Source organism: Stenotrophomonas sp. YJH_SMC_32, assembly GCF_059369975.1.
Genome location: NZ_JCAFTE010000002.1, coordinates 211,992 through 225,336, shown reverse-complemented (window position 1 = coordinate 225,336; position 13,345 = coordinate 211,992). Strand labels below are relative to the sequence as shown.

Genomic DNA, 13,345 nt, shown 5'->3' with positions numbered 1-13,345 from the left:
GGGGCTCCCCACTTCTGGAATCCCCACCATGGCCGAGACCCGCGCCGAACACATTGCCCAGCTGGCTGAACTGATCAAGGACGTGGAGGTGGCGATGTTCACCACCACCGGCGTCGACGGGCGACTCTACAGCCGGCCGTTGGCCACCCAGCAGGTCGCCTTCGACGGTGACCTGTGGTTCGTGATCACCGCCGACAGCCCGAAGGTGGCCGAGATCGCGCTCGACCCGCGCGTCAATGTGGCCTATGCCTCGCCATCGAAGAACACCTATGTGTCTGTGGCGGGGCGGGCGCGGGTTGTCGATGATCGCGCGAAGATCGAAGAGCTGTGGTCGCCGGCGATGAAGCTGTTCTTCCCCGCCGGCAAGGAAGACCCCAACCTTCGCCTGATCCACGTGCGCGCCGATAGCGCCGAATACTGGGATGGCCCGGGCACCTTGCTGGGCAAGGCGTTGAGCTTCGTGCTGTCGGCGGTGCGGGACGATCCGGCACCGCTGGCGGACAACGGATTCGTCGACCTTCGGTGATTGCTGCATCCATGCGTGGCGTGGATCTACCGGATGCGGGTAGTGCCAGCCGCTGGCCGGCAACCCTGGAAACGTGGCAGCCGGCCAGCGGCCGGCTCTACCGGATGCCACTTCAGAACCAGCGCTGGAACAGCTCCACTGTATAGCCCACCAGCTGCCCGGAACTGAAGCCGAAGAACGCGATCGCCACCAGCGCTGCGATCCAGTTGAACAGCATCAATGCACCATCGCGCTCCAGCAGCGCCAGCGAGAACAGCAGCAGCTGGAAGCCGAACAGGAAGTTGGTGAACGGAATCGGCAACGACAGCAGGATGCCCAGCAGTACCAGCAGCAGGCCGCTGAAGGCGTGCGCGGGCAGCGGTGTCAGCAACTGCGGCAGGCGAGGCTTCAGCATCCTGTCCAGCCGCCGCAACGGGCGATCGATACGGTCCAGGAAGCGGTGCATGGTGCCGCGCTTCGGCCCGCGTCGGGCAATGAAACCGGGCAGCCAGGGCCGGCGCAGGCAACACAGCATCTGCAGTCCGATCAGGACCACGAGTGGGCCGCTGACCGCCCCCCCCATGCCCGGGATCGGGATGAACGAGGGCAGGATCGCCACGAACAGGAACACGCCAAACGCGCTCTGCTGCAGGTTGCTGAGGATCTGGCCAAGCGGCATGTGCTCGGCAGGATCGCCGGAGGCGAACATCTCCAGCAGGGTGCGGATGCCCTCGTTGCGGTAGGTCGGGCGCTGCGCGCCCTGGCCCTGGCCGGCCTCAGGCGGTGAGCTCATCGGCCTGCTCGTCGGACAACGTGCGCAGCAGCAGCTTGTCCACCCGCGCACCGTCCAGGTCGACCACCTCGAAGCGCCAGCCGGCCCAGTCGAAGTACTCGCCTGCGTGCGGGATGCGGCCGAAGTAATGGATGCACATGCCGGCCAGCGTGTAGTAGTCGCCATCCTCGGCATCGGGCAGGTCGTTGCTGCCGATCAGCTCGCGCAGGTCCTCGATCGGCAGCGAGCCGTCGACCAGCAGCGAGCCGTCCTCGCGGGTCACCACCAGTGCGTCTTCATCGGCATTCTCCACCGCCTGCAGGCGGCCAACCACGGCGCCCATCAGGTCGCTGATGGTCACCAGGCCCTGGATCTCGCCGTACTCGTCCACCACCAGCGCCATCGACTGCTGCTCCTCGCGGAAGATCTCCAGCAGCTTCATCGCGTGGGTCGATTCGGAGACGTACAGCGGTTCGCGCAGGGTCTGGAACAGCGCGTTGTCGCCGCGCGCCATGCGCGTGGCCAGCGATTTCAGCTCCAGCACGCCGACCACGTCCATGTCGTTGTCGCGGTACACCGGGTAACGGGAGAACTCGTGCTCGGCCATGATGTCCAGATTGCGCTCCAGCCCGGCCTGGGTGTCGAGCCAGGCGATGCGGTTGCGCGGCGTCATCAGGCTGTCGGCGGTGCGGTCGCCCAGGCGCATGACGCGGTTCATCATGTCGCGCTCGTGGGCGTCGATCACGCCGGCCTCGTGGCTCTCGGCCACCAGCATCCGGATCTCCTCTTCAGTCACCTGCGCGGCCTCGTCCTTGCCCAGGCCCAGCACCTTCAGCACCAGCTGGGTGGTCTTGGACAGGAGCCAGACGAAGGGCAGGGCGAGCCTGGCCAGCCAGCTCATCGGCATCGCGACCAGGCCGGCAATGGCCTCGGAACGTGTCAGGGCCAGGCGCTTGGGCACCAGTTCGCCGAAGATCAGCGTGATGAAGGTGATCAGCGAGACCGCCAGAGCGGTGCCTACTTCGCGCGCGTACGCAAAGCCGGGCATCAGGCCCTGCAGCCAGCCGGCGATCGCGTCGCCGATCGCATCACCACCGAGGTAGCCGGTCAGTACGCCGATCACGGTGATGCCGATCTGCACCGTGGACAGGAAACTCTCCGGCTTCTCCGAAAGCTCCAGCGCCTTGGCGGCGCGCTTGGAGGTGGCGGCCATCTGCTTCAGGCGGCTCTTGCGCGAGGTCATGACCGACATCTCGGACATGGCGAAGAAGCCGTTCAGCAGAACCAGCGCGAAGACAATCAGGATCATTTCAAACACGGGCGTCGTCCCCGGTTGGTGGCAGGGAGGGCGGGTGCTTGCGATGGCGGCTGGCGCTCAGGAACAGGGTCCGGCGCGGCGCAGGGGGATAAGGGTCGTCGTCCATAAGGTGCGCCCGGAGGCGCGCTGGCATCTTAGCAAAGGGGCGTGGCAGGGTGGCAACCGCCTGTTCAGGTTGGGGGTCCCAGAGCCCGGAAAGGGCGCGGGGATACCCGTGATGGTCATCTAGCCGTCATAATTCGCTCTGGTGCCGTCCTTCCCGCGACGGCTGACAGGTTTCTCAATGTTCTCTCTGCAGACCATTTTCGGTTCCGGCAAACAGTTCTACACCCTGCTTGATGAGGCTGCCGTCGCGGCTTCCGATGCCGCCAAGGCGCTGCATTCGATGCTGCGCGAGGCCGATCGCCAGCCCGCGCTGGACGCCTTCAAGCTGGCCCGCCTGCGCGAACGCGCGGCCTCGGACAAGATCAGCCAGGCGCTGGTCGACAGCTTCATGACCCCGATCGAGCGCGAAGACATCGAAGCGCTGGGTTCGGCCCTGTACAAGATTCCGAAGCAGATCGAGAAGTTCGCCGATCGCTATTCGCTGGCCACGACCCACCTGGAGCACATCGACTTCGCGCCGCGCGCGGCGATGCTGGAACAGGCCGCCGGCGTGGTGGTGGAGATGGTGGCTGACCTGCGCCACATGAACCTGGACCGGATGACCGCGCTGAACGAGAAGCTGCGCTCGCTGGAGAACGAGGCCGACCGCCTGATGCTCGAGCTGTACCGCGACATCTACTCCGGTCGCCTGGACAACCTGCAGATGTTCCTGCTGAAGGAATTCTTCGAGATCCTGGAAAAGGCCATCGACCGTTGCCGCGAGGCCGGCGTGGTGGCGTACCAGATCGTGTTGAAGAACAGCTGACGGACGCCGCCGCATGTTGACCCTTGTCCTGGTGGTGATCCTGGCCGCGCTCGTCTTCGAGTTCATCAACGGCTTCCACGACACTGCCAACTCCATTGCCACCGTAGTGGCGACCAAGGTGCTCTCGCCCGGCTGGGCGGTGATGCTGGCCGCCTTCATGAACCTCATCGGTGCGCTGACCGGTACGGCGGTGGCGCTGACCATCGCCTCGGGCCTGCTCAACACCAACGTGGTCGAGGTCACTCCGCAGGTGATCCTGTGCGCCCTGCTGGGCGGCATCATCTGGAACCTGATCACCTGGTGGAAGGGCCTGCCGTCCTCGTCCTCGCACGCCCTGATCGGTGGCCTCTGCGGTGCCGGTCTGGCCGCGGCCCACAACAACTGGGACGCGCTGATCTGGTCGGAGCGCCTGGGCAGCTGGGCGCAGAACAAGGGCCTGCTGTGGAAGGTGTTCGTGCCGATGATCACCTCGCCGATCGCCGGCTTCCTGCTCGGCATCGTGGTGATGGTGCTGCTGTGGGCGCTGATCGCCGGCCTGGCCAAGGTCGGTGGCGCCATCGGCCGCCTGGCCCGTCCGCGCATCGTCAATGCCTTCTTCGGCAAGGCGCAGATCGCCTCGGCGGCCTACATGGGCTTCGCCCACGGCCACAACGACGCGCAGAAGACCATGGGCATCATCGCGATGACCCTGATTGGTGCCGAAGCCACCGGCGCACTGAACGATCTGCCGTCCTGGCTGGCCTTCATGCACCCGGACGCGCACGCCGGTGACGGCATCGCCATGTGGATCGTACTGACCTGTGCAGTGGTGATGGCTGCCGGTACCGCCTCGGGTGGCTGGAAGATCATCAAGACCCTGGGCCACAAGATGGTCAAGCTGCACCCGATCCACGGCTTCGCCGCGGAGACCAGCTCGGCCACCATCCTGACCCTGGCGGCCCACTTCGGCATGCCGGTCTCGACCACGCACAGCATCTCCACCGCGATCATGGGCGTCGGTTTCGCCAAGAACCCGCGTTCGCTGAAGTTCGGCGTGATCGAGCGCATTGTCTGGGCCTGGATCCTGACCATCCCGGCCGCCGGCGGCTGTGCGTACCTGATCCTGAAGCTGTTCGAGATGTTCGGCTGGACCTGATGCCAACGGCCTTGGGATCAGAGCCCTTTCCCTGCGGGAAAAGGATCTGATCCCGGTAAACGAAAAAGCCCGCCGGATACCGGCGGGCTTTTTTCATGGCAGATCATTCCTCTGTATCCAAGCGTGCCGACCAACGGTCGGCACCCACCAGCAGCAGCGGGAAACTGTCGAAGGCGGGGTGGGTCCGGTTGCGGGGGTGTGAGCGGCATGGATGCCGCGACCAAGCCCCCATGGACGGGTTTACGGCGTCCCCCGCAACCGGACCCGCTCCGCCAACCCACGGAATGCCCGCTTTTGCAGTTGCAATTGCCGTTGCAGTCAGCGGGTGCCGGGCCGCAGTCCCGGCCGACCCTCCTCAATTGCGTTGGAACAGCGCCTGCACATCCCTGCGGAACGCCGCCTGGCTGTCGGCCCGGCTGTAGAACATGTGCCCGCCCGGATAACTGCGCACCTGCACCCGGTCCGGATTGCTGCCCATCGTCGGCATCTGGTCCACGGTCAGGATCGAACCCATGAACGGGCACGACAGGTCGTTCCAGCCATGCACGATCAGCACCTGCAGGTGCGGGTCGATCGCCACGGCCTGGCGCAGCTGGGTCACCGCGCCATCGCGCAGCTCGCCATTGCGGTCCCACAGCCGGTTCACGTCGTAGTTCAGCGCCTGGTACCGCGCATCCACCTTCCAGCCGACCACGCGCGTCACGAAGTCGACCATCGCCGTGGTGGTCGGCGCAATGATGCTGTCCAGCAGCGGATCGTTGGCGCGCTGCTCCGGATCGTTCGGGAATGGATCGAACGCGGTTACGTTGGAATCGTAGCGGCTGCCCAGCGTGCCCTTGTCGCGGAACACTTCACGCAGGTAGGCCTGGGTTTCCAGCCGACCACCGGCACGGCGCACGAACTGCGGGTCCAGCCCGGTCAGTTCGGTCACCCGGCGCAGCATTGCCTCGGTCGCCTGCGGATCGCTGCGGCCCTTCATCAACGCGGTGGCGTAGTCGCCACGGGTGTATTCCACTACTTCGCGCATCGCTGCATCGGTCAGCTTGCCCTGGCGCTCCAGGTGCGCGGCGGCGATCGACGGCAGCGTCTGCATCCACGCCATCGGCGAGACATCGGCGTTGTCTTCCAGGGTCGGGCTCAGGTAGGGCGAGACCAATACCAGGCCGTTCATCGCAACACCCAGCCGGGTCTGCAGATAGTGGGTGATGCGTGGGCCGCGGTAGCCGCCGTAGCTCTCGCCGGTCAGGTACTTGCGCGACGCCATGCGCTGGTTGCGCAGCAGCCAGTCGTAGATCGAGCGTGACAGGTATTCGATGTCGGCGCTGGGGTTGTACAGCGCCTTCTTCGCTTCGTCGTCGCCGATGCGCGCGCGGCTGAAGCCGGTCCCGACCGGATCAATGAACACCAGATCGGTGAAGTCCAGCCAGGTGCCGGGGTTGTCGTGCAGCGTCGCCGGCGCCGACGCGCTGTCACCCTCGGAGCCGAAGGTCACCACCTTGGGCCCGATCGCGCCCATGTTGAGGTAGACCGACGATGCCCCGGGGCCGCCATTGAGCGCGAAGGTCACCGGCCGGTCCTTGCCCGGCATCGTGTAGGCGGTAAACACCACGTCGGCGATCACCTTGCCCTTGGCATCGCGTACCGGCAGGGTGCCGACGGTGGCGGTGTAGTCCAGGGTGCGGCCGGCCAGGCGCATGCTCTGGCGGGCCGAGGCGTCTGCGGGCAACGCAGGTGCCTCGGTCTTGTCGTCCTTCGGATCGGGCTTGGCGTCGGCATCAGGCGCGGCCAGCACGCTGGCTGGGGCGATGAGCAGGCCGACGCAGAGCGCGGCAGTGTGCAACAGGGACTTCATGGCACCGGGTGGGCAGCGGAAGGGGATTGCGATGCTAGGCCGGTGGCGGCCCATGTCGTATGTGTCCAGAGGCATGGCCGTGCGTTGCGGCCGCTATTGGCCAGCTTGGGTCAAGCGGACAGGGCGGTTGCCGCTTTGTCATCGGCAAGCAGGCCATAGACGGCCGAGTCGGCCAGTTCCCCCTGGATGCGCCAGCGCTGGCGCAGCACTCCCTCGCGGCAGAAGCCCAGGCGTTCGAGCACGTGCGCGGAGGGTGCGTTGCGCGGGTCGATCTCGGCTTCCACGCGATGCAGGTGGAGGGTGCCGAACAGGTAGGCCAGTACCTGCTGCAGGGCCTCGTGCATGTAGCCCTGGCCCTGGCGATCGGGTGCCAGCAGGTAGCCGATCTCGGCGCGGGCTGCAGTGCGGTCCACTGCAAACACCACGCAGATGCCCAGCAGTGGACCTTCCAGCGATTCGCGCACGGCCAGCTTCAGCTGGGTACCGATGGCATGGGCGGCGAGATCATCGTCGATCTGCTCGCGCGCCTCGGCCTGTCGCGTCCAGGCCGGATGATTCCACCAGCGCATCACGTCGGGATTGGACTGCAGCGCGAACAGCGCGGCGGCGTCGTCACGGCGGATCGGGCTCAGGACCAGCCGTGCACTGTGCAGCGGCAGGTCGGGGAACAGCAGCGAGTGGCTGGCCAATACGGTGGTCCACGCGGATGGACGCGCATTATGGCGCCGCCGGGTTTGCCGATGGGGGCGGCATGCCCGGGGCGGATGGGTCGGATCCCTTTCCCGGCGGGAAACGGATCCGACCCCGCGAGGGATCAGACTTCCAGCGAAGCCAGGTCGCCCTTGGACTCCAGCCAGCCCTTGCGGTCGGACGCGCGCTTCTTGGCCAGCAGCATGTCCATCAGCGAGCGGGTCTGCTCGCCATCGTCCACGGTCAGCTGGACCAGGCGGCGCGTATCCGGGTGGATGGTCGACTCGCGCAGCTGTGGCGGGTTCATCTCGCCCAGGCCCTTGAAGCGGGTGACGTTGATGGCGCCCTTGATCTTCTCGCGCTCGATCTTGTCCAGCATCGAGCGCTTTTCTTCCTCGTCCAGGGCATAGAACACCTGCTTGCCCACATCGATGCGGAACAGCGGCGGCATCGCCACGAACACATGGCCGGCATCGACCAGTGCCGGGAAGTGCTTCAGGAACAGCGCGGTCAGCAGCGTTGCGATGTGCAGGCCGTCGGAGTCCGCGTCGGCCAGGATGATCACCTTGCCGTAGCGCAGGCCGCTGATGTCGTCCTTGCCGGGGTCGCAGCCGATGGCGATGGCCAGGTTGTGTACTTCCTCCGAGGCCAGCACGCTGTTGGACGAGACTTCCCAGGTGTTCAGGATCTTGCCACGCAGCGGCATGATCGCCTGGAAATCCTTGTCGCGAGCCTGCTTGGCGCTGCCGCCTGCCGAGTCACCTTCCACCAGGAACAGCTCGGTGCGCGACAGGTCCTGGCTGATGCAGTCTGCCAACTTGCCGGGCAGGGCCGGGCCCTGGGTGATCTTCTTGCGGACGACCAGCTTCTCGGTCTTCAGGCGCGCGCTGGCACGCTCGATGGCGATCTGCGCGATCTTCTCGCCCAGTTCCACGTTCTGGTTCAGTAGCAGGCTGAACGCATCATGGGCGGCACCTTCGACGAAACCGGCGGCCTGGCGCGAGGACAGGCGCTCCTTCGTCTGGCCGCTGAACTGTGGGTCGGTCATCTTCAGCGACAGCACGAACGACACGCGGTCCCACACGTCTTCCGGGGCCAGCTTGACGCCACGCGGCAGCAGGTTGCGGAAGTCGCAGAACTCGCGCAGCGCTTCGGTCAGGCCGGTGCGCAGGCCGTTGACATGGGTGCCGTGCTGCGCGGTGGGAATCAGGTTGACGTAGCTTTCCTGCACCAGCTCGCCTTCCGGCAGCCAGGCCACGGCCCAGTCAACTACCTCGGTGTCCTTCTTCAGGTTGCCGACGAACAGGTCGGCCGGCAGCGATTCGCGCTCGCCCAGCTCCAGCTTCAGGTAATCGCGCAGGCCGTCTTCGTAGTACCAGGTATCGACTTCACCGGTGGCTTCATCGGTCAGCTTCACAGTCAGGCCCGGGCACAGCACGGCCTTGGCGCGCAGCAGGTGCTTGAGCGCGCGCACCGCGAACTTCGGCGTATCGAAGTACTTTGGGTCCGGCCAGAAGCGCACGCGGGTACCGGTGTTCTTCTTGCCGACGCTGCCGACCACTTCCAGCGGCGTGGCACGGTCGCCGTTGCGGAAAGTGATGCGGTGTTCGGCGCCGTCGCGCTTGATGTGCACTTCCACCAGGGTCGACAGCGCATTGACGACGCTGACGCCGACGCCGTGCAGGCCGCCGGAGAAGGTGTAGTTGTTGTTGCTGAACTTGCCGCCTGCGTGCAGGCGCGTGAGGATCAGCTCGACACCCGGGATCTTCTCCTCCGGATGAATGTCCACTGGCATGCCGCGGCCGTCATCGCTGACCTCCACGCTGCCGTCCTTGTACAGGGTGATCTCGATCGAACGGGCGTGACCGGCGAGGGCTTCGTCCACCGAGTTGTCGATCACTTCCTGCGCCAGGTGGTTCGGGCGCGCGGTGTCGGTATACATGCCGGGACGGCGCTTGACCGGGTCAAGGCCGGACAGGACTTCAATATCGGCGGCGTTATAGCGGGCGTTCATCTGTCTTCGAAAGCTTGGAGCGACGGGCAAGTGTGGGGTCTGGCACGGGAATTTGCACGCCTGCGGTTCAGCCTCGGCGGCGGGGAGGGGGTAAAATGGCAGCCGCTGGAATCTGAACGCCGGCGGCCCCGTTGGGTCTGAACGTCCAAGCCATACCGCGAGGAGGACCTCATGAAGAAGTTGCTGACCATTGCGATCCTGGCCGCTGCCGCCGTTGCAGTGCCGCTGGTGGTGGCGCAGAACGCCGGCCAGCCGGCCCCGCAGCAGGGTGACCAGGCCGACAAGGCGCAGGCCGAGGCCGATGCCAAGGCCAAGCGTCGGGCCCAGGCCAATGCCGAAATGAAGGCGCAGGGCCAGCCGGCCCCGCAGCAGGAAGAGGAAGAGGAAGCGCGCAAGAAGCGCTGATCCCGCAACCTGCCAAGCGCCCTTGCGACAAGGGTTGCGCACCGAAACGCCCCGCCCAGCGGGGCGTTTTTTGTTGGATTGGCCGCACAAGCCCCTTGGGTTGGCGGCCATCAATCTGTAAACTATGGCTTTCCGGGAGTAAGTGCGTGTCCACCCTTTGCGAATGGGCTGGAGCGGCCAAGCGTGGCTTCCAGCATGGCGGGTCGCAGGTGACGGTCGATTTGACCGGCACGGCCGCCCCGACCTCGCACGATGGTTCCCGTCCGGCGCCTGCCGCCGCACGGATCCGCACCTCCCTCGCTGCCACAGCGAACCGGAAAACCCCCTCTGAGCACCATGCCCGCCCTCCGGGTGCGCGTGGTGCTGCCGTTTTCCATTTCCAGACAGGATGCTTGCAGCCATGACTCCCTTGATTTTCGTAACCGGCGGCGTGGTGTCCTCGCTCGGCAAAGGCATTGCCGCCGCGTCGCTGGCCGCCATTCTCGAAGCCCGTGGCCTGAAGGTCACGATGATGAAGCTCGACCCGTACATCAACGTCGACCCGGGCACCATGAGTCCGTTCCAGCACGGTGAGGTCTATGTCACCGACGACGGCGCCGAGACCGACCTCGACCTGGGCCACTACGAGCGCTTCGTGCGCACCCGCCTCAGCCGCAAGAACTCGGTCACCACCGGCCGCATCTACGAGAACGTGATCCGCAAGGAGCGCCGCGGCGACTACCTGGGCGCGACCGTGCAGGTCATTCCGCACATCACCGACGAGATCCGTCGCTGCATCGACGAAGCCACCGAAGGCTATGACGTGGCACTGGTCGAGATCGGCGGCACCGTCGGCGACATCGAGTCGCTGCCGTTCCTGGAGGCGATCCGCCAGGTGCGCACCGAGCGTGGCCCGGAGAAGGCGCTGTTCATGCACCTCACCCTGGTGCCGTACATCGGCGCCGCCGGCGAGCTGAAGACCAAGCCGACCCAGCACTCGGTGAAGGAACTGCGCTCGATCGGCATCCAGCCGGACGTGCTGCTGTGCCGCTCCGAGCAGGCGGTGCCGGATTCGGAGCGCCGCAAGATCGCCCAGTTCACCAACGTTTCCGAGCGTGCGGTGATCAGCGTGCCGGACGTGGACGTGCTGTACCGCATCCCGTCTGGCCTGCATGCACAGGGCCTGGACGAAATCGTGGTGAACCAGCTGAAGCTGGCAGACAAGGCCGGTCCGGTCGACCTGTCGATGTGGGAAGACGCGGTCGACGCGACCCTGCATCCGCTGGATGAAGTGACCATCGCCGTGGTCGGCAAGTACGTCGACCACCAGGACGCCTACAAGTCGGTCGGCGAAGCACTCAAGCACGGCGGCCTGCGCCAGCGCACCAAGGTCAACCTGAAGTGGCTGGAAGCACAGGACCTGGAAGGCACCGACATGGCCGCGCTGGCCGATGTCGACGGCATCCTGGTGCCGGGTGGCTTCGGTGACCGTGGTTTCGAAGGCAAGGTGCTGACCTCGAAGTTCGCCCGCGAGCAGCAGGTTCCGTATTTCGGCATCTGCTACGGCATGCAGGCGGCCGTCGTCGATTACGCGCGCAACGTGGTCGGCCTGGAAGGCGCCAACAGCACCGAGAACGACCGCCAGTCGCCGAACCCGGTGATCGGCCTGATCACCGAATGGCGCACCGCCAGCGGCGATGTCGAGAAGCGTGACGATAAGAGCGACCTGGGTGGCACCATGCGCCTGGGCCTGCAGGAGCAGCGCCTGAAGCCGGGCACGCTGGCCCGCGAGCTGTACGGCAAGGACGTGGTCGCCGAGCGCCACCGCCACCGCTACGAGTTCAACAACCGCTACCGCACCCAGTTGGAAGATGCGGGCCTGGTGATCGCCGGCAAGTCGATGGACGACACCCTGGTGGAAGTGGTCGAGCTGCCGCGCGACGCGCATCCGTGGTTCCTGGCCTGCCAGGCGCATCCGGAATTCCTGTCCACGCCGCGTGACGGACACCCGCTGTTCATTGGTTTCATCCGTGCCGCGCGCGAGCGCAAGGCCGGCGGCAAGCTGCTTTCCGAAGCGCGCGCCTGACTTGTGAATGGGGGCTTCGGCCCCCATCCTGCATGCTTCAACCCCCAGCGCACCGGCCTTGCCGGTGCTGCGGACAACAAGGAAACGCCATGAAACTGTGTGGATTCGAGGTCGGGCTGGACCAGCCCCTGTTCCTGATCGCCGGCCCCTGCGTGATCGAGTCGATGCAGCTGCAGCTCGATACCGCCGGCAAGCTGAAGGAGATCACCGACAGGCTCGGTGTGAACTTCATCTTCAAGTCCAGCTTCGACAAGGCCAACCGCACCTCGGGCACCGCGTTCCGCGGCCCGGGCATGGAAGAGGGCCTGAAGGTCCTGGCCGAAGTGAAGAAGCAGATCGGCGTGCCGGTGCTGACCGACGTCCATGAGTACACCCCGATGGACGAAGTGGCCTCGGTGGTGGACGTGCTGCAGACCCCGGCGTTCCTGGTCCGCCAGACCGACTTCATCCGCAAGGTGTGCTCGGCCGGCAAGCCGGTCAACATCAAGAAGGGCCAGTTCCTGGCGCCGTGGGACATGAAGCCGGTCGTGGAGAAGGCCAAGGCCACCGGCAACGAGCAGATCATGGTCTGCGAGCGCGGTGCCAGCTTCGGCTACAACAACCTGGTCAGCGACATGCGTTCGCTGGCGGTGATGCGCGAGACCGGTTGCCCGGTGGTGTTCGACGCCACCCATTCGGTGCAGCTGCCGGGCGGGCAGGGCACCAGTTCCGGTGGCCAGCGTGAGCACGTGCCGGTGCTGGCCCGTGCCGCCGTGGCGGTGGGCATCTCCGGCCTGTTCGCCGAGACTCATCCGGACCCGTCCAAGGCGCTGTCCGATGGTCCCAACGCGTGGCCGCTGGACCAGATGGAGGCCCTGCTCGAGACCCTGATGGAACTCGACGCGGTGACCAAGAAGCACGGTTTCTCGCGCTTCGCGTGAGTCGTGACCCGTGGGTGGCGCTGGAAACCCAGCGTCACCGCCGGCACTGGAGACAGTGGCCGTGGGGCCAGATCGCGCTGGGGCTGTCCGCGGTGTTCACCGTGGGCTTGTTCTGCCTGGTGCTGATCGGCGCCGCGTCAGTGCGCCCACCGGGTGATGGCGGCAGCGCGCTCGATCTTCGGGCGTATTTCATTGCGCTTGTGGTCGGAGAGCTGCTGGCCAGCGCAGGGTGCGTCGCTTCGGCTGTGCTGGCCTGGCGATTGAACCGTGGCAAGGTACCGGCAGGGCTGGCGATCATCCTGCTTTCTCTGTGGATCGGCACCCTGTTCTACGGATGGCTTTGATGAATACGACCCCATCGGCGCGCGGCTGGCCCTGGGGCCTGATCGCGCTGGCGCTGTCCGTGTTGACCTGGATGGCCCTGGTGGTGGGCGTGCTGGCCTTCACCGCCGGCTTCCGGCCGCCCGGGGACGGAAACAATGGCGTGCAGGCCACGCAGTGGTGGCTGCTGGGCGCGCTGGTCACGATGGTGCTGTGCTTTCTCGGCAGCCCGGTGGCGATGGTGTTGGCCTGGCGACGGCGGCGTGGCCCCATCCTTGCGGCGATTGCCGGTGCATTGCTGGTGATGCTGGTCTCGCTGGTCCTTATCGTGATCGGGTCCAGCTGGGGCTGATGCTGCCCAGGCCATTTGGCAAGTGGCGGGCAGCCGGGGATAATCACGCGGCATTCGTTTTGTCGCCCCCTCTCCAGACAGGTAAC

The 13,345-nt window shown here is 66.0% G+C and carries 13 protein-coding genes; 8 read left to right on the top strand and 5 right to left on the bottom strand.

The features are described from left to right. Nucleotides 1–28 precede the first annotated feature (28 nt). Nucleotides 29–526 (top strand): pyridoxamine 5'-phosphate oxidase family protein, encoded by a 498-nt coding sequence (locus AC5P7S_RS05040; protein ID WP_095377477.1) that lies wholly within the window; start codon nt 29–31, stop codon nt 524–526. 112 nt (nt 527–638) lie between these two features. On the opposite strand, the gene AC5P7S_RS05035 is transcribed toward AC5P7S_RS05040, so the two are convergent. Both AC5P7S_RS05035 and AC5P7S_RS05030 read right to left on the bottom strand, forming a co-directional pair. Next, nucleotides 639–1,298, bottom strand: coding sequence for an exopolysaccharide biosynthesis protein (locus AC5P7S_RS05035; RefSeq protein WP_053501113.1), 660 nt, complete (start codon nt 1,296–1,298; stop codon nt 639–641). Continuing rightward, nucleotides 1,282–2,586, bottom strand: coding sequence for a hemolysin family protein (locus tag AC5P7S_RS05030; protein WP_005416017.1), 1,305 nt, complete (start codon nt 2,584–2,586; stop codon nt 1,282–1,284). Before AC5P7S_RS05030 ends, AC5P7S_RS05035 begins: the two co-directional genes overlap by 17 nt. Before the next feature lie 292 nt (nt 2,587–2,878). Between AC5P7S_RS05030 and AC5P7S_RS05025 the strand changes: the two genes are divergently transcribed. Continuing rightward, nucleotides 2,879–3,505, top strand: coding sequence for a DUF47 domain-containing protein (locus AC5P7S_RS05025; protein ID WP_004152833.1), 627 nt, complete (start codon nt 2,879–2,881; stop codon nt 3,503–3,505). 13 nt (nt 3,506–3,518) lie between these two features. After that, nucleotides 3,519–4,640, top strand: a complete 1,122-nt coding sequence (locus AC5P7S_RS05020) for an inorganic phosphate transporter (RefSeq protein WP_005416018.1) — start codon at nt 3,519–3,521, stop codon at nt 4,638–4,640. A 355-nt stretch (nt 4,641–4,995) separates the two neighbouring features. On the opposite strand, the gene AC5P7S_RS05015 is transcribed toward AC5P7S_RS05020, so the two are convergent. The 3 genes from AC5P7S_RS05015 to parE all read right to left on the bottom strand — a co-directional run bounded on the left by AC5P7S_RS05015 (nt 4,996) and on the right by parE (nt 9,196). After that, complete coding sequence (locus AC5P7S_RS05015) at nt 4,996–6,492, bottom strand: S10 family peptidase (RefSeq protein WP_032954081.1); 1,497 nt, start codon at nt 6,490–6,492, stop codon at nt 4,996–4,998. A gap of 110 nt (nt 6,493–6,602) precedes the next feature. Then, on the bottom strand, nt 6,603–7,181 hold the full coding sequence (locus AC5P7S_RS05010) for a GNAT family N-acetyltransferase (RefSeq protein ID WP_095377476.1): 579 nt from the start codon (nt 7,179–7,181) through the stop codon (nt 6,603–6,605). A gap of 125 nt (nt 7,182–7,306) precedes the next feature. Further along, entirely contained in the window at nt 7,307–9,196 is a 1,890-nt protein-coding gene (gene parE, locus AC5P7S_RS05005) for a DNA topoisomerase IV subunit B (protein ID WP_005416021.1), read from the bottom strand. A gap of 171 nt (nt 9,197–9,367) precedes the next feature. On the opposite strand from parE, the gene AC5P7S_RS05000 reads away from it, so the two are divergent. The 5 genes from AC5P7S_RS05000 (at nt 9,368) to AC5P7S_RS04980 (ending at nt 13,259) form a co-directional block, all read left to right on the top strand. Continuing rightward, nucleotides 9,368–9,601 carry a hypothetical protein gene (locus AC5P7S_RS05000; protein WP_005416022.1) on the top strand — a complete coding sequence of 78 codons (234 nt, stop codon included), beginning with the start codon at nt 9,368–9,370 and terminating at the stop codon, nt 9,599–9,601. A 400-nt stretch (nt 9,602–10,001) separates the two neighbouring features. Continuing rightward, nucleotides 10,002–11,666, top strand: a complete 1,665-nt coding sequence (gene pyrG, locus AC5P7S_RS04995) for a CTP synthase (RefSeq protein WP_005416023.1) — start codon at nt 10,002–10,004, stop codon at nt 11,664–11,666. Nucleotides 11,667–11,755: 89 nt separating this feature from the next. Further along, nucleotides 11,756–12,586, top strand: coding sequence for a 3-deoxy-8-phosphooctulonate synthase (gene kdsA, locus AC5P7S_RS04990; RefSeq protein ID WP_005416024.1), 831 nt, complete (start codon nt 11,756–11,758; stop codon nt 12,584–12,586). Then, nucleotides 12,583–12,930 (top strand): hypothetical protein, encoded by a 348-nt coding sequence (locus tag AC5P7S_RS04985; RefSeq protein WP_095377475.1) that lies wholly within the window; start codon nt 12,583–12,585, stop codon nt 12,928–12,930. Before kdsA ends, AC5P7S_RS04985 begins: the two co-directional genes overlap by 4 nt. After that, nucleotides 12,930–13,259, top strand: a complete 330-nt coding sequence (locus tag AC5P7S_RS04980) for a hypothetical protein (protein ID WP_005416026.1) — start codon at nt 12,930–12,932, stop codon at nt 13,257–13,259. Before AC5P7S_RS04985 ends, AC5P7S_RS04980 begins: the two co-directional genes overlap by 1 nt. Nucleotides 13,260–13,345 lie beyond the last annotated feature (86 nt).